17 protein-coding genes are annotated in these 19,358 nt (G+C 71.7%); 9 read left to right on the top strand and 8 right to left on the bottom strand.

Annotation, left to right across the window (positions count from 1 at the left end):
- Positions 1–3: 3 nt before the first annotated feature.
- On the bottom strand, positions 4–948 hold the full coding sequence (locus AB0F58_RS23010; RefSeq protein ID WP_357146410.1) for an RIO1 family regulatory kinase/ATPase: 945 nt from the start codon (positions 946–948) through the stop codon (positions 4–6).
- A gap of 208 nt (positions 949–1,156) precedes the next feature.
- Positions 1,157–2,008, bottom strand: coding sequence for a carbon-nitrogen hydrolase family protein (locus AB0F58_RS23005; RefSeq protein ID WP_357146407.1), 852 nt, complete (start codon positions 2,006–2,008; stop codon positions 1,157–1,159).
- A gap of 92 nt (positions 2,009–2,100) precedes the next feature.
- Between AB0F58_RS23005 and AB0F58_RS23000 the strand changes: the two genes are divergently transcribed.
- The 4 genes from AB0F58_RS23000 (at position 2,101) to AB0F58_RS22985 (ending at position 5,162) form a co-directional block, all read left to right on the top strand.
- Entirely contained in the window at positions 2,101–2,673 is a 573-nt protein-coding gene (locus tag AB0F58_RS23000; RefSeq protein WP_357146404.1) for a helix-turn-helix domain-containing protein, read from the top strand.
- A gap of 187 nt (positions 2,674–2,860) precedes the next feature.
- Entirely contained in the window at positions 2,861–3,787 is a 927-nt protein-coding gene (locus AB0F58_RS22995; RefSeq protein ID WP_357146402.1) for a TIGR04222 domain-containing membrane protein, read from the top strand.
- A complete protein-coding gene (locus tag AB0F58_RS22990) occupies positions 3,784–4,638 on the top strand; it encodes a DUF692 domain-containing protein (protein WP_357146400.1) in 855 nt (284 codons plus the stop codon). The genes AB0F58_RS22995 and AB0F58_RS22990 overlap by 4 nt, the downstream gene beginning before the upstream one ends.
- 65 nt (positions 4,639–4,703) lie before the next feature.
- Positions 4,704–5,162, top strand: a complete 459-nt coding sequence (locus tag AB0F58_RS22985) for a hypothetical protein (RefSeq protein WP_357146762.1) — start codon at positions 4,704–4,706, stop codon at positions 5,160–5,162.
- On the opposite strand, the gene AB0F58_RS22980 is transcribed toward AB0F58_RS22985, so the two are convergent.
- Positions 5,154–5,855 carry a hypothetical protein gene (locus tag AB0F58_RS22980; protein ID WP_357146397.1) on the bottom strand — a complete coding sequence of 234 codons (702 nt, stop codon included), beginning with the start codon at positions 5,853–5,855 and terminating at the stop codon, positions 5,154–5,156. The genes AB0F58_RS22985 and AB0F58_RS22980 overlap by 9 nt on opposite strands.
- Positions 5,856–6,010: 155 nt before the next feature.
- Positions 6,011–10,144: a DEAD/DEAH box helicase gene (locus AB0F58_RS22975; protein WP_357146759.1), complete on the bottom strand. Its 4,134-nt coding sequence runs from the start codon at positions 10,142–10,144 to the stop codon at positions 6,011–6,013.
- 290 nt (positions 10,145–10,434) lie between these two features.
- On the opposite strand from AB0F58_RS22975, the gene AB0F58_RS22970 reads away from it, so the two are divergent.
- Complete coding sequence (locus tag AB0F58_RS22970) at positions 10,435–11,196, top strand: SDR family oxidoreductase (RefSeq protein ID WP_357146395.1); 762 nt, start codon at positions 10,435–10,437, stop codon at positions 11,194–11,196.
- A gap of 50 nt (positions 11,197–11,246) precedes the next feature.
- Complete coding sequence (gene mug / locus AB0F58_RS22965) at positions 11,247–11,819, top strand: G/U mismatch-specific DNA glycosylase (RefSeq protein ID WP_357146392.1); 573 nt, start codon at positions 11,247–11,249, stop codon at positions 11,817–11,819.
- A gap of 59 nt (positions 11,820–11,878) precedes the next feature.
- On the opposite strand, the gene AB0F58_RS22960 is transcribed toward mug, so the two are convergent.
- The 3 genes from AB0F58_RS22960 to AB0F58_RS22950 form a co-directional block, all read right to left on the bottom strand.
- Positions 11,879–13,864, bottom strand: a complete 1,986-nt coding sequence (locus AB0F58_RS22960) for an ABC transporter ATP-binding protein (protein WP_357146757.1) — start codon at positions 13,862–13,864, stop codon at positions 11,879–11,881.
- 180 nt (positions 13,865–14,044) lie between these two features.
- The gene (locus AB0F58_RS22955) at positions 14,045–14,809 is read right to left on the bottom strand and encodes an enoyl-CoA hydratase/isomerase family protein (RefSeq protein WP_357146389.1); all 765 of its coding nucleotides are present in this window, start codon (positions 14,807–14,809) and stop codon (positions 14,045–14,047) included.
- Positions 14,810–14,855: 46 nt separating this feature from the next.
- On the bottom strand, positions 14,856–15,083 hold the full coding sequence (locus AB0F58_RS22950; RefSeq protein WP_007072022.1) for a helix-turn-helix domain-containing protein: 228 nt from the start codon (positions 15,081–15,083) through the stop codon (positions 14,856–14,858).
- A gap of 240 nt (positions 15,084–15,323) precedes the next feature.
- Between AB0F58_RS22950 and AB0F58_RS22945 the strand changes: the two genes are divergently transcribed.
- Both AB0F58_RS22945 and AB0F58_RS22940 read left to right on the top strand, forming a co-directional pair.
- Positions 15,324–15,926: a cadmium resistance transporter gene (locus AB0F58_RS22945; RefSeq protein WP_357146386.1), complete on the top strand. Its 603-nt coding sequence runs from the start codon at positions 15,324–15,326 to the stop codon at positions 15,924–15,926.
- Positions 15,927–15,938: 12 nt separating this feature from the next.
- The gene (locus AB0F58_RS22940) at positions 15,939–16,562 is read left to right on the top strand and encodes a GNAT family protein (RefSeq protein WP_357146383.1); all 624 of its coding nucleotides are present in this window, start codon (positions 15,939–15,941) and stop codon (positions 16,560–16,562) included.
- Between the two features lie 43 nt (positions 16,563–16,605).
- Here AB0F58_RS22940 and AB0F58_RS22935 read toward each other — a convergent pair whose 3' ends face one another.
- Positions 16,606–18,210 (bottom strand): ABC-F family ATP-binding cassette domain-containing protein, encoded by a 1,605-nt coding sequence (locus tag AB0F58_RS22935; protein WP_357146379.1) that lies wholly within the window; start codon positions 18,208–18,210, stop codon positions 16,606–16,608.
- A 229-nt stretch (positions 18,211–18,439) separates the two neighbouring features.
- On the opposite strand from AB0F58_RS22935, the gene AB0F58_RS22930 reads away from it, so the two are divergent.
- Positions 18,440–19,354 carry a neutral zinc metallopeptidase gene (locus AB0F58_RS22930; RefSeq protein WP_357146376.1) on the top strand — a complete coding sequence of 305 codons (915 nt, stop codon included), beginning with the start codon at positions 18,440–18,442 and terminating at the stop codon, positions 19,352–19,354.
- The last annotated feature ends 4 nt before the right edge of the window (positions 19,355–19,358 follow it).

Genomic DNA, 19,358 nt, shown 5'->3' with positions numbered 1-19,358 from the left:
GGCTCAGCGCAGTCCGGCCTCCCGGAGCAGTTGCCCGGTGAGCGCCGCCGGGTCGACCAGGTCGGCCGGCAGTCCCCGGGCGGCGAACCAGGTGGCCACCACGCGGACGTCCCGGGCGAGGAACTCCGCCCCCTGCGGGTTCGCCACCACGTCGACGGCCTGCGGCAGGTCGATGAGGACCAGCCGACCGTCGTGCACCAGGAGGTTGTACGGCGACAGGTCGCCGTGGGCGTGACCGGTTCGGGCCAGTACGACCAGCACGTCCACCAACTGCGTCCAGAGCCCGCGCAGCTCGTCCGGGCCGGGGCGCAGCTGGGCGAGGCGGGGCGCGGCCTGCCCCTCGGCGGCGTCGCCGATGAACTCCAGCATCAGCTCGGTGCCGATCAGTTGCACCGGATACGGCACCGCGACCGTACCGAGGGAGACCCCGATCTCCCAGAGCCGGGAGAGCACGGCGAACTCGGCCGCCGCCCACTGCCCGGCGATCATCTGCCGGCCGAAGGCGGTGCGGCCGGCCATCGCCCGGGTCTCCCGGGAGCGCCGTACCCGGCGGCCCTCCAGGTAGCCGGCGTCCCGGTGGAACAGCCGGTGCTCCGGAGCCCGGTAACGCTTGACCGCCAGCAGACAGGACCGGTCGGTGTCGGGCACCGCACGCCGGAGGAGGTGGACGTCCGCCTCCTTGCCGGTCTTCAGCACCCCGAGTTCGGTGTCCTGGGCGGCGAGTTCGGTGACCACCCAGTCCGGGTGCGGCTCGGGCCCACGGGTCGCCTGGTCCCAGGTCGACCAGCGGTCACCGACCAGCGGATGGTCGGGGTCCCCGTCGTCGGAGACGGGTGTCGGCCGGGCCTGCCGGCCGGGCTTCAGGAACTGTGGTTCGTCGTCGTCGAAGCGGCGCTTGCCGCGCGGTCGGCGCTCGCGCGCCGCCGGGGTGGAGTCGTATTCACGCACGGGTTCGGTGATCCCTTGGTCGAGGCTGATGGAGGCAGGTGGAACGACCCTGCGAAGACGGCCATGACCGACCCCCTCTCCTCGACCGGGCGACGCCCGGTGTGCGATCTGCGCGGACCATGCTCGCCACCGTCCGTCCGGCCCGCAACCGATTTACCCCCGCCGGACGGGCAACCCGACTCCGGGCACCCGTCCGGCGGTCCCGGGTTCAGCCGGTCACCCGCACCCGCTCCGCCCCCTGGTCGGACAGCCGGTCGGCGAGCATCGGGTGGTCGGCCCGGGTCCGGGCCAGCTGTTCCGGGTCGAGGGTCGCGACCAGCACGTCCTCGCCGGTGTCTGCGCCGCGTACCAGGCAGCGCCCCTCCGGGTCGTACACGGCGGCCCCGCCGTTGAACCGCCAGGGGGCGACGCCGTCGACGGAGTTGGCGAAGACCACGTACATCGTGTTGTCCAGCGCTCGGGCCGCGTAGTAGACGTCCCGCCGGTGCGCGGACCCGACCACGTAGCCGCTCGGGCAGAGGTAGCCGTGCGCCCCGTCGTCCGCCGCGGCGCGACCGTGCTCCGGGAAGCAGCCGTCGTAGCAGATGCCGAGGCCGAACCGCCAGTCGTCGACCGTCAGCGTCGCCCCGCGCCGGCCCGGGGTGAACAGCTTCCGCTCCTCGCTCCAGAGCTGCTGCTTGTCGTAGCCGACGCGGACCGTCCCGGCCCGGTCGACGACCAGGGCGGAGATGGTCCGCCGTCGGTCCGGGTGCCGGACGGCCGCGCCGACGACCAGCACGGTGCGCGTGTCCCGGGCCACCACGCGCAGCGGGTCGAGCCGGGGATCGGCGACCAGGCCGTCCGGGTCGGCCGCGACGTCGGTGCCGGCCGGGTCGGCGCCGAGGACCGGTGGATGGTACGCGGAGAGGAACAGTTCGGGCAGGACCACCAGTCGGGCGGCGGCGTCGACCGCCCGACGCACCAGCCGGGCGGCGCGCGACGCGTTACCGGCCACGTCACCCGGTACCGGGTCGGCCTGGACGGCGGCCACGGTCAACGTGGCGGAGGGCAGGGGGATCATTCCGCGATCGTAGGGCGCGGCCCCACTGCCGCACCCGACTCAAGCCGTACGTACGGTTTGCGTCGGGGCCGGCCACCTGGAACGATCGCACCGTGCCCAGAGTAAGTCAGGACCAACTCGACGCGCGCCGCCAGGAGATCCTCGCCGCCGCGCGGGCCTGCTTCGCCCGGCACGGCTACGAGGGCGCCACCGTCCGCCGTCTGGAGGAGGCGACCGGTCTCTCCCGGGGTGCGATCTTCCACCACTTCCGGGACAAGGACTCCCTCTTCCTCGCCGTTGCCGAGGACGACGCGGCGACGATGGTGGAGACGGTGGCCCGCAACGGTCTCGTACAGGTCATGCGGGACCTGCTCGCCCGCGCGATGTCACCGGACACCACCGGCTGGCTCGGCAGCCAACTGGAGGTGTCCCGGCGGCTGCGGACCGACCCGTCCTTCGCCCGCCGCTGGGCCGAGCGGTCCGCCGCGATCGCCGAGGCCACCCGGGAACGGCTGGCCCGCCAGCGCGAGGCCGGGGTGCTCCGCGAGGACGTACCGATCGACGTGCTCGCCCGCTTCCTCGAACTGGCCTACGACGGCCTGGTCCTGCACCTGGCGATGGGTCGCCCCGCCGGCGACCTCGGCCCGGTGCTCGACCTGGTCGAGGAGGCGGTCCGCCGCCGCTGACCGGTTCGGCGCACGCCGGCGACCGCGCGGGCCCCGATCACCGGGCGACGCGCGCGAACCCGGTTCACCTGTGGTTTCCATGCTGGCGGGCCTGCTCCACAATGAGGCCGCCATACCCTCGCGCGCCTGCCTCGCTCCGTTTCCTCCCCGGCCGGAAGGCCGGAGCGTCCACGGAAGGACCCTTCTGATGACCCTACTGGCGGCACCGGGCGACACCTGGGGCATCTCCGGCCCCACCTTCCTCACCGGCTACCTCGTGGTCGCCGCGCTGGTGGTGCTCGGCTCGACCCTGCACCGCGCCTGGCTCTTCGACGGTCGCCGGGCGCCCGGCTCCGACCAGCTCGGCCCGCAGCAGGTGGCGTACCTCAACGGCGGTGCACGGCTGGCCGTCTACAGCGCCATCGGTGCCCTGCGCAGCATCGGCGCGATCAGCGCGGACCGGCGCAGGCTGCTGCGGGCCAGCGGCCCGCTGCCCACCGGCGCCACGCCGCTCGACCGAGCGGTGCACCACGCGGCCGGCCGGGGCGTCCGCACCGGGGACCTGCCGCAGGACCACTGGGTGTCCACCGCGCTCGGTGAACTGCGGCAGGACCTGGAGCGCCGAGGGCTGGCCCTCGACGCCGACCGGCGGCGCGCCGCCCGGTTCGGTCCGGCGCTGCTGTTCGCGCTGCTCTTCGTCGGCGTCCTGCGCCTGGTCGCCGGAGTCACGAACGACCGGCCGGTGGGCTTCCTCGCCGCCACCATGGCCGTACTTGCGGTGATCGCCGTGGTGCAGGCCAGCCGGGTGCCGCACCGGACCCGCGCCGGCCGGGCCGCGCTGCGCGACCTGCGCACCCACTACCGGTACCTGGCGCCCTCCGCCGCGCCCGCGTACGGCACCTACGGCGCGGCCGGCGCGGCCATGGGGGTGGCGCTGTTCGGCGGGGCCGCCCTCTGGGCGCTCGATCCCACCTTCGCCGACGGCGCCGAGATCCAGCGGCAGGCCCTCGGCGGCGGCGGCGGTAGCTACGCCGGCGGGGGCGGGGACAGCGCGGGCGGGGGCGGCGACAGCGGGGGCGGCAGCAGCTGCGGCGGTGGCGGTGGCTGCGGGGGTGGTGGCGGGTGCGGGGGATGACCGGGCCACCCCGCACGACCGGCGCGAACCGGGCGGCGCAGCCGGCGGGGGTCGGGATCGGGTGGCGGCCGGAGATCGCCGGCTTCGTCGCCGACCTGCCCGGCCTGCGCTTCGTCGAGGTGATCGCGGAGAGCGTCACCCCGGGCGGCCCACCGCCGGTCGGACTCGCCGAGTTACGGGCGGCCGGCGTCACCGTCGTACCGCACGGGGTGCGGCTCTCCCTCGGCAGCGCGGAACCGGTCGAGCCCGCCCGGGTGGCCCACCTGGCCGGAGTCGCCGACCTGCTGGACGCGCCGCTGGTCAGTGAGCACATCGCCTTCGTCCGGGCCGGCGGGGTGGAGGCCGGTCACCTGCTACCGCTGCCGCGCACCCGGGAGGCGGTCCGGGCGGTGGCGGCCAACGTCCGACGGGCGCAGGCGGACCTGCCGGTGCCGATCGCGCTGGAACCCATCGCCGCCCTGTTCGACTGGCCCGACGACGAACTGGACGAGGGAGCGTTCGTCACCGAGATCCTGGACCGTACCGACGCCCTGCTGCTGCTCGACATCGCCAACGTGTACGCCAACGCCCGTAACCGGGGCACCGACCCGCTCGCCCTGCTCGACCGGCTGCCGCTGGAGCGGATCGCCTACGTGCACGTCGCCGGGGGTGCCGAGCACGACGGGCTCTACCACGACACGCACACCGATCCGGTACCGCCGGAGGTCCTCGACCTCGTGGCCGTGCTCTGCGCCCGGCACCGCCCGCCCGCACTGCTGCTCGAACGGGACGGGCGGTACCCCCCGGCGGCGGCCCTCCGCGCCGAGCTGGACGCGCTGGCCGGGGCGGCCGACTGGCCGGCGATCACATGAGCCACGAGCACCCCGTGCCCACCGCGGGCACCGCCGCCCGGCAGGCTGGGCCGACTCGGCAGGACGTGCGCGGGGATCTGGCCGCCCGGCAGGCCGCGCTGGTCGCGGCGCTGGTCGCCGGGGCCGAACCGCCGCCCGGCTTCGACACCCACCGGCTCGGCGCGGCCCGGGTGGCCCTGCTGCGCAAACGTGCCGGGGAGGTCGCCCGGCACTGGCCACTGCTCGCGGCCGGACTCGGCGACGCCTGGCCGGGAACCTTCGCCGGGTGGGCGGCGACGCGTCCCACCCGGGGCGGGCTGCGCGACGGCTGGGATCTCGCCCGCGCACTGCGCGCCGAGGGCGGGTTGCCCCGGCTGGCCGCCCGGGAACTCGCCGTCCGCGAGGCCACCCGCCGGTACGACGGGGAACAGCCGCCCCGACCGCGCCGGCTGCCGGCCGTCGTCCGGATCGGCGACACGGTCGCGATACAGCTCGCCGGTCGGGTACGCCTGAGCAGCCGCGCCGCAGACGGCGACTCAACCTGAACGGTCACTCCCCTGCCGGGAGTCGGCCGCCTCCCAGATGGCGTGGAACTGCTCCAGCCAGTAGTCGTACCACGGATCATCCTGGCCGCGCACCAACCGCAGGTGCATGCGCGAGGCGATGGTGTCGCTACGGAAACCGTGGAACTCGACGATGACGAAGCCGTCCCTGCGGGAAGGGTCGACGGACACGATGCTGAAACCGGGGCTGACCGAGATCGTCCGGTACGCGAACGAACCCGGCACCTGCCACCGCGCCATACTCGCCAGTCGTTGATGCGTCTCGCGCAGTGAGTCGGCCGCCTGTTGGACCGGGATCTCGAGCAGTTCGTCAAGCTGTCGCACGACGTGGGCGGAGTCCTCGGTGCCGGATCCGCCCAGCACCACCACACGCACCGAGCCGTCCTGCCTCGACAGCGGTCCGCTGCGCAACACCTCGCACCGCTCCCGGTTGAGGAGGTTCTCGCCCGTCGGAGCGAAAACGAGAACCTCCCTGGCCAGACGCAGCCTCTCGTTGATCGGATCCGTCAGGAACGCCGCACGGTCGAGCAGGACCCGGTCACTCGCGCCCGATGTCCAGGTGGCCGCGGCGGTCCGCAGGACCAACAGTCCGAGCGCACCGAAGAGCACCGACCACCGCACGTCATCCGGAAGATCGGCACCCACCATCGTCAGCGCCGCCACGACCAGGGTCACCAGCGCCACGGTGTAGAGGTCCAGGTTCCGCCAGTGCCGTACGTCCGCCCGAACCCGTCCGAGCATGGCCCGCATCTACGCCCCTCCCTGTCCCGTCGAAGTGGTCAGCGCCCTGCTCGCCGTCGCGTCACCACGAAACCGGCGGGACCGGCGCCTCAGTCCGCGTCGTCCTCGGAGGTCTGCACGCCGGACAACGCGCGGCTGGGCGCCATGTCGGGCATGCTGCCCGTGAACGGAGGTGGCGAGACCGGCCGGTCGGACGTGACGACGTGGCTCTCCGCGTCGATGACGCTGACCCGCAGATCGTTGAGGCGCTCGATGACCTCCGCCGGATCGAGACCGGCACCCCGGACGACGACCAGGCGCGCGATGAGGGAGAGAATCACCTCAGGTTGCACGAAGCGGGCGACCGTGGGCCTTCTGGCCAGCGCGTTGAAGCCGGATGGCCGCAGCCGCGAGCGCAGCACCACCAGGACGTCCCTGCCCGCGAACCACTCGACCTCCTCCTGCCCGAGCTCACCGGCAGGAACCGCGAGCGCTATCGATTCCGACCCGCCGCTCCACGACACTTCGAAGTGTTGTCCGTCCATCCGGGTCCCGACCTCGAGGCCCAGCCCCGAGCCGAGCCCGGCAAGCAGTTCGACATACTCGGCCAGGTCTGCCGCTGCCTGTAGCTCTTCTCCGAGGTCGTCGAACGTCATGCTGTCCGGTCCGGGCACCACGACGTTCGCCCATTCCCTCGACACCATGTGCCGGAACTCGGATTCCTCGCGTTCCCGCCGCTCCAGGCGCTCCCGGGCCACCTCACGCTGGGCTTCACTGATGGCAGGATGGTCCGAGATGCCGGGGAGATCCAGAATCGATGCCCACCCCTCGTTCACCGGAGGGGCCTCCCACAGTTTCGCCAACCTGTTGCGGTGCAGCGCGTCCAGGCGGAGCTTCGCGATCGGAGCGAGCCAGGCGGGGAGACCGACCTCGGTCTGCAACGCGAGCAACATCACCCGGCTGGACCAGTCGTGGCTGTCGGAGAAGGAGACACTGGCGGCACCACGGATCACCCCAGCCACCTGTTCGCACAGCTGCTCTATGTCGCTGTAGTGCAGACTGAGCTCGACCGGCCGCTCGTTCCGCCGGGACTCGTCCGACCGGATCGCTGCCGAGAACCTGGCCTTTATCTGCTCGAACGGGATGCCGCGGCTCCATTCGAAGGCGACCAGCGCCCGCAGGAGCGCGGTGGCGTCCCGATCCTCGACCTCCTCCACCCCGCGCTCGAGCAGCCCTCGAAGCTCCTTCGACATGACTGCCTGTCCCTCGGTGACGAACTGGTGAGGGAGGGCGTACCGCCGTTCGCCGAAGTACTGGGCGCACAGCGCTCTCCGCCCCGCGTCCTCGTGGCAGTAGGCCATCGCGTACGTCTGGATGTTCTCCTTGAGCGAGGGGTAGTGGCGCGGGTGCACACCGGGCAGCCCCACCCAGGCGGTGACGCTCTCGATCTCCTCGCTACGACACGCGTTGAAGAGCAGGTCGATGTCACCGGCGCCCTCGGTGGCGAGGCGGGCGAGGCGCTCCAGGATGTGCGCGCTGCGCAGGGAGAGCGCGGACCGGGCAAGGGCGTCACCGAGCCGGGTCGGCTGGTGCTTGGCCTCGTCCTCGCCCCCGATGAGCTTGAGAGCGCGGAGTTTCTCCAGGACCTCCGCGACGGTGGGCAACCGGGGGTCGGGCTCCTGGGCCGCCAGCAGAGCGTTGATGATGGAAGCCACCCGGGCCTCGAAGTCCGCAGCGCGCCGGCCGAAGCCGTCCGCGCTCAGTACCTGGAGGGCGAGCAGGGAGACGTCCTCCAGATCGCGGATCTGCCCGCTGACCCGCGGCGTCCGTTCCCGCCCGATCACGTAGTGTTCGTAGACCCCGTCGAGCGAGGACAACGTGCGAATCTGCGTCGCGGTCAACTCCGCGACGTTCTCGAGGTCCCGCTGACTCGGCACGAGGATGTAGAACTCCCCTCGGGGGCGCTGCATGACACCCCGCCGGCCAGCCCGTCCCGCCTTGTTGTCCAGCTCCGACGGCATGCTCAGACGCCGACGTCGGTCGGATCCGTAGCCGGAGATGCTGGTCGCGATCACCGCGTCGGCAGGAAGGTTCACGCCGATGGCGAGCGTGTCCGTCGCCACCAGCACGCGCAGGATGCCGTGCGGATCCTTGAACTCCTCCTCCAGGTCACGGCGAAGCTTGGGCGCGAGCCGAGCACTGTGGTAGGCGACGCCGCTCCGAAGCCCTCGGATGACGTCGTCAGCAAGCGGAAGATCGGAATTCTTGATCTCCAGCATCCGTGCTTCCGCGGCCTTCAGGTCAGCGTTGTCGGGTGCGAATCGCCCCACCAGCCAGGGGGAGCCACGGTGTCGGCACTTGCCGAGGGCCACGTCGAGGCTGCGCTGTATCGCTGACGCCAACTCCTGAGCAGCCGTTCGCCCCGGCACGAAGACGAGGATCCGCCTGGTGGAATCCTCGGTGAGCAGCCGCGTGACCAGCGAAATCGCGAGCGGCGCGGTACTCAGCCCGTGCACCTGCAAACTGCCGAAATCGGCCCCTCTCACGCGTCCGCCCAGGTCGTGCGGTTGGTCCTCGGGTGGCTTCACGACCTGACCGCTCTGTACGAGATTGAGCAGATGGGCGTCTCGCTGGATTCTCCACCGGTTGGAGTCCACCACGTACGTGTCGAGCGGGATCGGGCGCTTACTGCTCTGGATGAAGTTGAACTTCTCCACGCCCAACCATTTTCTCAGCAGATCGGTCGACTGCTCCGACATGGTCGCGGAGAGGCCCAGGATGCCGGGACGCTCGTCGGGGAGCATCAGGCGCACCATGGTGAGGAGACCCTCGAGCTTGGCGGCGCGTCGCCTGTCCTCCACCAGGGTCTGCAACTCGTCCACCACGAGGAGTTGGGTGCCCGCGAGGGTGCGTTGCCCCGAGATGAGATATCCCGACAGCTTCTCGTAGATGGCGATCGCGATCTCGAACCGGCCCTTCGACACCGGCGAGTCGTGCTCCGGGTAGTCGCGTGAAGATCCGTAGACGCGTATTTTTCGTTCCGCTTCCAGCCAGGCCTCGATCCAGGCTTCCCACTCCCGCACCTCCTGGGTGACGAGCGCCTTCGTGGGAAGGATCATTATCGCCGACCGGGCACGGTTGACCACGACGTTCATGGCCACCCGGGCCACCGTGGTCTTTCCGGATCCGGTCACCGCGCTGATCAGGGACGTACCGTTCTCGGCAAGGGCACGTAGGGCGGCGTCCAGCATGGCGTTCTGCGGATCGTCGCGCTCGGCGCGGATCCCGATCTGTCTCGTGACGGCCTGCCGGACGGAATCGGGAAAGTTCAGTGCGTCGTCGTCCTCGCCGGCCGCGTGCTTCGGGACCGTCGTCTCCTCGTCCACCTCGGCGGGCGGCGGGACGGCAGCGTCGAGGCCGAGGACGTCCCGCAGGAACACGGGAAGGTCCCCGAATTCGTCACCGTAGGGAAGGTAGGCCAGCCTTCCCATCAGCTTCTTCGCCGGTAGGTCCGCTCTCCGCACGAGCACGTAGGCCCGACGCACGGTCTTCTCGAACTTCTGGTTGAACCAACTCAGAAAAGCGTTGAAGTTCGGATCTTCCAGACCCGCACCATAACCCACGAACACGAGCGTGTGGTTCGCCGCCAGAGATTGCAGCACTTCCTTCGCCACGCCGGCGGAAGCAAGTCGCTCGTAGTCTCCGCCGGACAGGATGACGGACTCCACCGCCCCGTGGTGACCGTGGAGATGAAAGACGTAGTCGTGTGGGGAGTCATGGTACTGATCTATGCTGCCCTGATCCATCCAGGTGAAGCTCCGCCGCCCGCTCATCTCCTCGATGAGATCGTCGTAGTTCGTCGTCAGGACCGGGATCCGGCACCGGAAGACCGTCGAGAAGGAACTGTCGACGGATCGCAGACTGCCGACCGTCGACCGGAGCCAGTCCTTGCGTTCTCCCACGGACAGACCCTCGAGGGACCGCTGCAACCATTCGGATATCGCGATGTAGGTATTTGCACTGGGCTGGATGGACAACAGGCCCGAGAACGCCTCGCCCGCTTTTCGCAGATCATCGTCGATACTGCTGACATAGTCCAGACCAGACGCGATCAGCCCTCGCCAGGTCGCACTTTCCGCGCCACCGGTGGCCGAAGCACTGACACCAGCGCCGCAGACCAGGGCAATCTGCTTGGATTGGGCACGCGACGTCAGGTCATCCAGCCATTTCCGCTCCGCGTCCATACTGGACACCCTACTCATCCTGGGCATGGGGTAACACCCGCCTGGTCGGGGGATGCGGCCCCGGACCAGCGCTCGACATGATCAAGCCGTTTGCCGACAGAATTCAGCGGACGCGACGCTGCCGTGAACCCATGGAATGCCGGCAGGACCCGGGCGGTGCTTATTGTGAACGGCCCGCTCTCCAATTCATGATCCACGACAGGGATCCGTCACCGCAGGGCCGATGTCCAGCGCCGGTACCGGGGAGCCCGCCTGGCACCGGCCAGCCCGGCTGGGGCAGGATCGACGGCATGGATCTCGGACTCACCGACCGGGTGTACGTGCTGACCGGCGCCTCCCGCGGGCTCGGGTACGCGACGGCCGAGTGTCTCGTCGCCGACGGGGCGAAGGTGGTGCTCTCCGCCCGGGACCCCGACACGGTCGCCGCCGCCGCCGCGCGGCTCGGAGGCCCGGCGCACGCCGTCGGGACCGTCGGGGACCTGGCCGACCCGGCCCTGCCGCAGCGGCTGGTCGACACCGCCCGGGAACGCTTCGGCCGGCTGGACGGCGCGCTGATCTCGGTCGGCGGCCCGCCCCCGGGCACCGCCGCCGGGGTGACCGACGCGCAGTGGCGGGAGTCCTTCGAGACGGTCTTCCTCGGCACGGTCCGCGCGGTCCGGACGGTCGCCGCCGCGCTGCCCGCCGGCGGTGCGATCGGACTGGTGCTCTCCACCTCGGCGCGGTACCCGATCTCCGGGCTCGGCATCTCCAACGGACTGCGTCCCGGCCTGGCCGGGGTGGCCAAGGACGTCGCCGACGAGTACGGCCCCCGGAGTGTCCGGGTGGTCGGGCTGCTGCCGGGGCGGATCATGACGGACCGCAACCGGCAGCTCCTCGCCGCGAGCGGCGACGCCGAGCGGGCACGGGCCGAGGTGGAGGCCACCATCCCGCTGCGCCGCATCGCTGATCCGGCGGAGTTCGGCCGGGTCGCCGCGTTCGCCCTCTCCCCCGCCGCCAGCTACCTGACCGGGGTGACCATCCCGGTCGACGGCGGCGCGACCCGCGACCTGTGAGCAGCACGCGCAGCGGCGACCGAAGCGGCCCCCGGTCCCGGAACGGCCCGGTGACCGGTCGGCCGGTGCCCGCTCCCCGGCCGACCCGCGAGCAGCTCGCCGCCGCGGCGGACCGGACCATCCCCGACGTACTCGCCGACGACCTGGACGTGCTCTTCGTCGGCATCAACCCGGGGCTGTGGTCGGCGGCGACCGGCTGGCACTTCGCCCGCCCCGGCAACCGGTTCTGGCCGGCCCTGCACCGGGGCGGCTTCACCCCCCGCCAGCTGCACCCCCGCGAGCAGGACGACCTGCCCGCCCTCGGTCTCGGCATCACCAACATGGTGGCCCGCGCCAGCGCCCGCGCCGACGAGTTGACCACCGCCGAGCTGCTGGCGGGAGCGGACGTGCTCACCGCCAAGGTCCTGCGGTACCGGCCACGGTGGGTGGCGGTGGTCGGGGTGACCGCGTACCGGACCGGTTTCGGCCGGCCGAAGGCCGCCTTCGGGCCGCAGCCGGAGCGGCTCGGCGGCGCCCGGCTGTGGGTGCTGCCGAACCCGAGCGGGCTGAACGCCCACTTCACCGCCGAGACGCTCGGCGCCGCCTTCGGCGAACTGCGCGCGGCGGTACGCGGACCGGCCTGACCCGGTCCGCGTCACCACTCGTCGTGCGGGCGCGGCGCACCCCCGACCGGTCCGCCCGGTCAGTTCGCGGCGGACGGCGGCAGGGCCTGCTCGGCGACGTACGCGGCCATCGGCACCGTGGTGACCACCGGTTCGGGGCCGGTCGCGTCCGCGTACGGGGTGGGCGAGTCGGCCACCGCGAACTGGGTGCGGTACAGCTCGGCGTAGAGGCCGCCGACGGCGACCAGTTCGTCGTGGCGGCCACGTTCGACGATCCGCCCCTCGTCGAGGACGAGGATCTGGTCGGCGTCCCGGACCGTGGAGAGTCGGTGCGCGATCACCAGCGCGGTACGCCCGGCCAGCGCCACCGACAGCGCCCGCTGCACTGCGGCCTCGCTCTCCGAGTCGAGGTGCGCGGTGGCCTCGTCGAGGATCACGATCGACGGAGCCTTCAGCAGCAGCCGGGCGATGGCGATACGCTGCTTCTCGCCGCCGGAGAAGCGGTAGCCCCGCTCCCCCACCGTCGTCTCAAGCCCGTCGGGCAGGGTCCGCACCAGGTCGGCCACCTGCGCGCCGGCCAGCGCGGCCCAGAGTTCGTCGTCGGTGGCGTCGGGCCGGGCGTAGCGGAGGTTCTCGGCGATGGTCTCGTGGAACAGGTGGGAGTCCTGGGTGACCACACCGATCTCGTCGCGCAGCGAGGCGAGCGTGGCGTCCCGGACGTCCACCCCACCGACCAGCACCTGACCCTCGGTGACGTCGTAGATCCGGGACATCAGCATCGACAGGGTCGACTTGCCGGCGCCGGACGGCCCGACCAGGGCGACCATCTGGCCCGGCTCGACGGCGAAGGAAACCCCGCGCAGCACCGGTTCGTTGGTCCTCCGGTCCAGCGTGGTGACCTCCTCCAGGGAGGCCAGCGACACGTCGGCCGCGCTCGGGTACCGGAACCGCACGTCCCGGAACTCGACCCGGCCGTTGCCGCGCGGTACGGGTACCGCGTCCGGCTTCTCCTCGATACCCGGCTTCAGGTCGAGCACCTCGAAGACCCGGTCGAAGGAGACCAGCGCGCTCATCACGTCGACCCGGACGTTGGAGAGCGCGGTCAGCGGCCCGTAGAGGCGGGTGAGCAGCAGGGCCAGGGTGACCACGGTGCCGGCGCTGACCGCACCGGTGACGGCCAGCCAGCCGCCGAGACCGTAGGTGAGCGCCTGGGCCAGCGAGGCGACCAGCAGCATCGCCACGAAGAACGTCCGCGAGTACATCGCCGACTGGATACCGATGTCGCGGACCCGCTCGGCCCGGAGGGCGAAGCGGCGGGCCTCGACCTCGGGCGCGCCGAAGAGCTTGACCAGCAGCGCCCCGGCCACCCCGAACCGTTCGGTCATGGTCGCGTGCATCTGCGCGCCGAGGTCGTACGACTCCCGGGTGATCTCGGCCAGCCGCTTGCCGACCCGGCGGGCCGGGATGATGAAGATCGGCAGTAGCACCAGCGACAGGGCGGTGATCTGCCAGGAGAGGGTGAGCATCACCACGGTGGTGAGCACGAGCTGGATGACGTTGCTGACCACACCGGACAGCGTCGAGGTGAACGCCCGCTGGGCGCCCAGCACGTCGTTGTTGAGCCGGCTGACCAGCGCACCGGTCTGGGTACGGCTGAAGAACTGCAACGGCATCCGCTGGACGTGGTCGTAGACCCGGGTACGCAGGTCGAGGATGATGCCCTCGCCGATCCGGGCGGAGTACCAGCGCTGGGCCAGCGAGAGCAGCGCGTCGACGACGGCCAGGCCGCCGATGAACAGGGCGAGGCGCACCACGGTCGCGCCGGCGTCCGACCTGCCCGCGGTGATCGCGTTGATGACGTCACCGGCGAGCACCGGGGTGGCGACGCCGATGATCGCGGCGAGGACCACGGTGGCCAGGAAGACCACGATGTCCCGCCGGTACGGTCGGGCGAAGGCGACGATCCGCCGTCCGGTGCCCCGGTTGAGCCGGTGGGCGGAGACGTCGTCGGAGTTGCGCATCGACCGGAGCATGCTCCAGCCGCCCATGCCACCCATGCCGCCCATGCCGCCATTGGGATTCACGCGTCACCTCCGGGTCGCGCGGGAGTCCGCGCTGTCAGGTCGATTGTCCCGACGCCTACGACAACCTCGGCGGTAATCCGATTCTTCCCGGGCGGTCCTTACATTCGGAACGACCGGACGACCCTTACCTCGGGACCGGTCCGCCCGTCGGCGAGGAACGCGTCACTCGCCGCGTCCTGCCAGGTCCCGCAACCGCCGGACCTGCGCCTCGCGCTCGGCGCGCTGCTGGTCCGCCGGTGTCCGGCGCGCCGCGCCGGCGAGCAGGGCCTTGATCTCGACCACCGCGTCCCGGTTGCCGGCCAGCAGGGCGGCGGTCAGGTCCTCGGTCGCCCCGGTCAGCTCGGCGGTGGGCACCACGACGGTGGCCAGACCGATCCGGTCGGCCTCGGCGGCGTCGATCCGGCGGCCGGTGGCGCAGATCTCCAGGGCCCGGGAGTAGCCGACCAGGTCGACCAGGCGACCGGTGCCGGCCAGGTCGGGCACCAGTCCGAGGGTGACCTCGGCCATCGACAGGCGGGCGTCCTCGGTCAGCACCCGCAGGTCGCAGGCGAGGGCGAGCTGGAAACCGGCACCGATGGCGTGCCCCTGCACCGCCGCGACGGAGACGACGTCCGGCCGGTGCAGCCAGGTGAACGCCGACTGGAACTCGGCGATCCGTTCGGCGCACTCCTGCTCGGGCAGGGTGGCCAGCTCCGCGAAGGAACCCGGCCCGGACGCGGTGGCGACCGACAGGTCGAGCCCGGCGGAGAACGCCCGGCCCTCGCCGCGCACGACGACCACCCGGACGTCGCCGGGAAGAGTTCGGGAGAAGTCGCTCATGGCGCGCCACATGGCCGGGGTCTGGGCGTTGAGCACGTCGGGACGGCACAACGTCACGGTGGCCACCGGCCCGGCGCAGTCCAGCCGTACCCCGGGCCCGGTCGTCACCGGGCGGTCCGGGGCGTGGCGGGAAGGAACGACGTCGGCGGGCGGATCACGCCTTCTTGCGGCGACGGGCGCCGCCGCGCTGCCGGAGTTGCACCCCGGACTCGGTGAGCACCCGGTGGATGAACCCGTACGATCGGCCGGTCGAGGCCGCGAGGGCGCGGATGCTCTCGCCCCCGGTGTACCGCTTGACGAGGTCCTTGGCGAGTGTCTGACGCTCGGCTCCGACGATCCGGCGACCCTTCTCAGTGCTGGTGGCTGTGCCAGTGGCTGCCATGCTGATTCCTCACGTCGCAGACTGTGCGGTTCGGATAACGGTCCAACCTATTAGACCGCCTCGAACGATCATGCGCCAGATATCAACTCTTCGCCAATCGACACGCTATGCAGTGTCAGGTTCCCGATAGAGTGATGACAGGGCCGGACGGCCTCTCGCCGACCACGCCCACCAGACCCCGCTGACCAGGGCAGACATCGGTGTGCACCGGAGTCGGGACGGAACGCGTACCCTGCCCGCGTGACCGATCCCCTCGGCGCGGCGGCCGGTGCGGCGGTGGTGTTCGCCGCGACCAACGTCGACGACATCGTGGTACTCACCGTGTTCTTCGTGGCGGCCCACGCCACCGGTCGGCCCCGCCGGTGGCAGATCGTCGCCGGCCAGTACGCCGGCATCGCCGCGCTGGTCGCCGTCGCCGTGATCGCCGCCGTCGGTCTGCTGGTGGTGCCCGAGCCGTGGACCGGCCTGCTCGGTCTGCTCCCCGTCGCGCTCGGCGTGCGTGCCCTGCTGAGCCGGGACGACGACGACCGGGCCCCGAGGGTGGTCGGCGGCGTGGCGGGGGTGGCCGGCGTGACCATCGCCAACGGCGCGGACAACATCGCCGTCTACGCGCCGGTGTTCCGCACCCTCGGGCCCGCCGAGGCCCTGGTGTTCCTGCTGGTGTTCGTGGCCGGAGTCGGTCTGTGGTGCGCGGTGGGAGCCCGGCTCGGCGGGCACCCCCGGGTGGTCCGGCTGGTGGAACGGACCGGACACTGGCTGGTGCCGGTGATCTTCGTGGCCATCGGCGTGGTGATCCTGGTCGGTTCCGGGGTGGTCGGCCACCTGGTCGACCGGCTCGGGTGAGAGGAGAGAAACGTGTTCGCCGTCCCGCTCACCGAGGACGCCCAGCTCCGCCCGCTCGAACCGTGGCAGGCGGCCGAGTTCCTCGCGCACATGGACCGCGCCCGTGAGTACGTCGACCCGTGGGTCCCGTTCGCCGGGCTGAGCACCGACCTGGAGTCGGCCCGCGCGGTGCTCCAGCGACACGCCGACCGCCGGGCCGCCGACACCGGCGGGATCTACGGCATCTGGCGCGACGGCGTCCTGGTCGGCGGGACGCTCTTCGTCAGCCTCGACGCCCGCGGTGGCACCGGTGAGGTGGGCTGCTGGCTGGAGCGCTCCGCCGAGGGGCACGGACTGGTCACCCGGGCGATCCGTCACATGATCGACTGGGCGTTCCACGAGCGCGGCCTGCACCGGGTGCAGTGGGTCAACGCCGCGCACAACCTGCGCAGCGCCGCCGTCGCCCAGCGGCTCGGCATGCACCTCGACGGCGTGCTGCGCTCCGCGTTCCACTACCGGGGCCAGCGACACGACCACCAGGTCTGGTCGGTGCTCGCCGACGAGTGGCCCCCGCCGGCGACGCCCGCCGGACGCGAACCGGTCCGTGCCGGCCTGACGGGCACCGACGGCCGCAGCCCGGAGTCCGCGTCGACGTGACCGCACACCGGCGGCGGGCCGGGGGCACGGCCCCCGCCGCCGGTCAGGCCAGCTCGACCAGTTCGAGCAGGTCGTCGCTCCAGGCGTCCTCGTCGCCGTCGGGCAGCAGGATCGCCCGGTCCGGCTTGAGCGCGGTGACCGCCCCCGGGTCGTGGGTGACCAGCACGATCGCCCCCGGATAGCGGGCGATGGCGTCGAGCACCTGTTCCCGGCTGACCGGGTCGAGGTTGTTCGTCGGCTCGTCGAGCAGCAGCACGTTCGCCCCCGAGCAGACCAGCGTGGCCAGCGCCAACCGGGTCTTCTCCCCACCGGAGAGCACCCCGGCCGGCTTGTCCACGTCCTCGCCGGAGAAGAGGAACGCGCCGAGGATCTTGCGCAGGTCGGTGTCGGACTGCTCGAACGCGGCGCTGCGCATGTGCTCCAGCACCGTCCGCTCCACGTCGAGGGTCTCGTGCTCCTGGGCGTAGTAGCCGAGGCGCAGCCCGTGGCCCGCGTCGACGCTGCCGGTGTCCGGCTCGAGCAGGCCACCGAGCATCCGCAGGAGGGTGGTCTTGCCGGCGCCGTTGAGCCCCAGGATGGCCACCCGGGAGCCCCGGTCCACCGCCACGTTCACGTCGGTGAAGATCTCCAGCGACCCGTACGACTTCGACAGGCCGGTGGCGGTCAGCGGGGTCTTCCCGCACGGGGTCGGGGTGGGGAAGCGCACCTTCGCCACCTTGTCGGAGACCCGGACCTCCTCCAGCCCGGAGAGCAGCCGCTCGGCCCGGCGGGCCATGTTCTGCGCGGCGACGGTCTTGGTGGCCTTGGCCCGCATCTTGTCGGCCTGGGCCATCAGCGCGCCGGCCTTCTTCTCGGCGTTGGCCCGTTCCCGGCGACGACGGCGCTCGTCGGTCTCCCGCGCCTCCAGGTACGCCTTCCAGCCCAGGTTGTAGACGTCGACCACGCTCCGGGTGGCGTCCAGGAACCAGACCTTGTTGACCACCGCCTCCAGCAGCGAGGCGTCGTGGCTGATCACGATCAGCCCGCCCTTGTGGTTGGCGAGGAAGCTGCGCAGCCAGGTGATCGAGTCGGCGTCGAGGTGGTTGGTGGGCTCGTCGAGCAGCAGGATGCCGCCGCCGTTCTCCCCCGCGTCCCGGAACAGGATCCGGGCCAGCTCGATCCGGCGCCGCTGGCCGCCGGAGAGGGTGCCGATGGTCTGGGCGAGCGCCCGGTCGGGCAGGCCCAGGTTGGCGCAGATCCGGGCGGCCTCGGCCTCGGCGGCGTACCCCCCGAGGGAGGCGAACTGGTCCTCCAGCGCGCCGTACCGGCGGACCAGGCGCTCGTCGGTGTCGTCGGCGAGCTTGGCCTCGATCTCCTGCATCTGGGTCATCAGCACGTCCAGGCCGCGCGCGGAGAGCACCCGGTCCCGGCCGGTGACCTCCAGGTCGCCGGTACGCGGGTCCTGCGGGAGGTAGCCGATGTTGCTGCGCCGGTCGATCTGCCCGGCGTAGGGCTGCCCCTCCCCGGCGAGCACCTTGAGGGTGGTGGTCTTGCCGGCACCGTTGCGGCCGACCAGGCCGATTCGGTCCCCCGGTTGCACCCGCAGGGTGGTGTCGGACAGCAGGATCCGGGCGCCGGCACGAAGTTCCAGGCCGGTGGCAGTGATCATGGTGGCGAACTCGCTCTCAGGGGCTGGAAGGGCTGACTCAGGGCACGCGAAAGCGCCGGCGGGAGCGATTCACCCGTCGGCGCGGGGCGGTTCAGCCTTCGCAGAGCAGCACGCCTGCGAGTGTACCGGGCGCGCGGTCCGGTCCGGTCCGGATTACCCGACAAGATCATCGGGTACCGAACCGTCGGTCATCACCTCATCTGCGGAGCTGCAAGAGATCGGGGTCACCATGGAGCTGAACGAGAACGCGCGCGTCGACACCAGTCAGGTCGAGGACCGGCGGGGGTCCGGTGGTGGAGGCGGCCTGGGCATCCCCATCCCGGTCGGCGGCGGTGGCCGGGGTGGCCTGATCGGCCTGGTCATCGCGGTGGTGGTGGCGCTGGCCGGCGGTGGCTTCGGCCTGAACGCGGCCCTCGACGGCGGCGGTTCCGAGCAGGGTGACAACAGCTCGCTGGAGCAGAAGTGCTCCGCCGAGAACGCCCTCGAACAGCTCGACTGCCGCAACACGCTCTACGTCAACTCGATCCAGGCGTACTGGCAGACCGCGCTGCCGGAGCGCTTCGGCGAGCGGTACCATGCGACCGACACGGTCTTCTTCAGCCGGGCGGTCTCCACCGGCTGCGGCAACGCCGACTCCGGGGTCGGCCCCTTCTACTGCCCCGCCGAACGGAAGGTGTACATCGACCTGACCTTCTACCAGGTCCTCGCCGACCAGCTCGGCGCGGCCGGTGAGTTCGCCCAGCCGTACGTGCTGGCCCACGAGTACGGCCACCACGTGCAGACCCTGCTCGGCACCGAGCCGCAGGTGCGCCGCCAGCAGCAGCGTGACCCGGACAACGCCAACGCGCTGTCGGTGAAGATGGAACTCCAGGCCGACTGCTATGCGGGCGCCTGGGCGAAGAACGCCACCGGTACCGCCGACGCGAGCGGTCAGAAGATCTTCACCAGCATCAGCGAGCAGGACATCAGCCAGGCCATCGACGCCGCCGAGAAGATCGGCGACGACGCCATCTCGGAGCGGGCGAACCGGCCGGTGAACCCGGACGAGTTCACCCACGGCACGTCGGAGCAGCGTCGCCAGTGGTTCACCCGGGGGTACGAGACCGGCGACCCGAAGCAGTGCGACACCTTCAGCGCGAGCTGACCGG

Origin of the sequence: Micromonospora sp. NPDC023956 (assembly GCF_040639195.1) — a bacterium.
In the GTDB taxonomy this organism is placed as follows: Bacteria; Actinomycetota; Actinomycetes; order Mycobacteriales; family Micromonosporaceae; genus Micromonospora.
Note: the sequence above shows the minus strand (reverse complement) of the source record. Positions and strands in the feature narration are given on the sequence as shown.

Excerpts from the sequence above, each read along its gene's own strand:
- AB0F58_RS22975 (WP_357146759.1), bottom strand. The coding sequence starts at position 10,144 with ATGGACGCGGAGCGGAAATGGCTGGATGACCTGACGTCGCGTGCCCAA.
- AB0F58_RS22995 (WP_357146402.1), top strand. The coding sequence starts at position 2,861 with ATGACCCTACTGGCGGCACCGGGCGACACCTGGGGCATCTCCGGCCCC.
- AB0F58_RS22935 (WP_357146379.1), bottom strand. The coding sequence starts at position 18,210 with ATGATCACTGCCACCGGCCTGGAACTTCGTGCCGGCGCCCGGATCCTG.
- AB0F58_RS23005 (WP_357146407.1), bottom strand. The coding sequence starts at position 2,008 with ATGATCCCCCTGCCCTCCGCCACGTTGACCGTGGCCGCCGTCCAGGCC.
- AB0F58_RS22930 (WP_357146376.1), top strand. The coding sequence starts at position 18,440 with ATGGAGCTGAACGAGAACGCGCGCGTCGACACCAGTCAGGTCGAGGAC.
- AB0F58_RS22950 (WP_007072022.1), bottom strand. The coding sequence starts at position 15,083 with ATGGCAGCCACTGGCACAGCCACCAGCACTGAGAAGGGTCGCCGGATC.
- AB0F58_RS22990 (WP_357146400.1), top strand. The coding sequence starts at position 3,784 with ATGACCGGGCCACCCCGCACGACCGGCGCGAACCGGGCGGCGCAGCCG.
- AB0F58_RS22970 (WP_357146395.1), top strand. The coding sequence starts at position 10,435 with ATGGATCTCGGACTCACCGACCGGGTGTACGTGCTGACCGGCGCCTCC.
- AB0F58_RS22960 (WP_357146757.1), bottom strand. The coding sequence starts at position 13,864 with ATGGGCGGCATGGGTGGCATGGGCGGCTGGAGCATGCTCCGGTCGATG.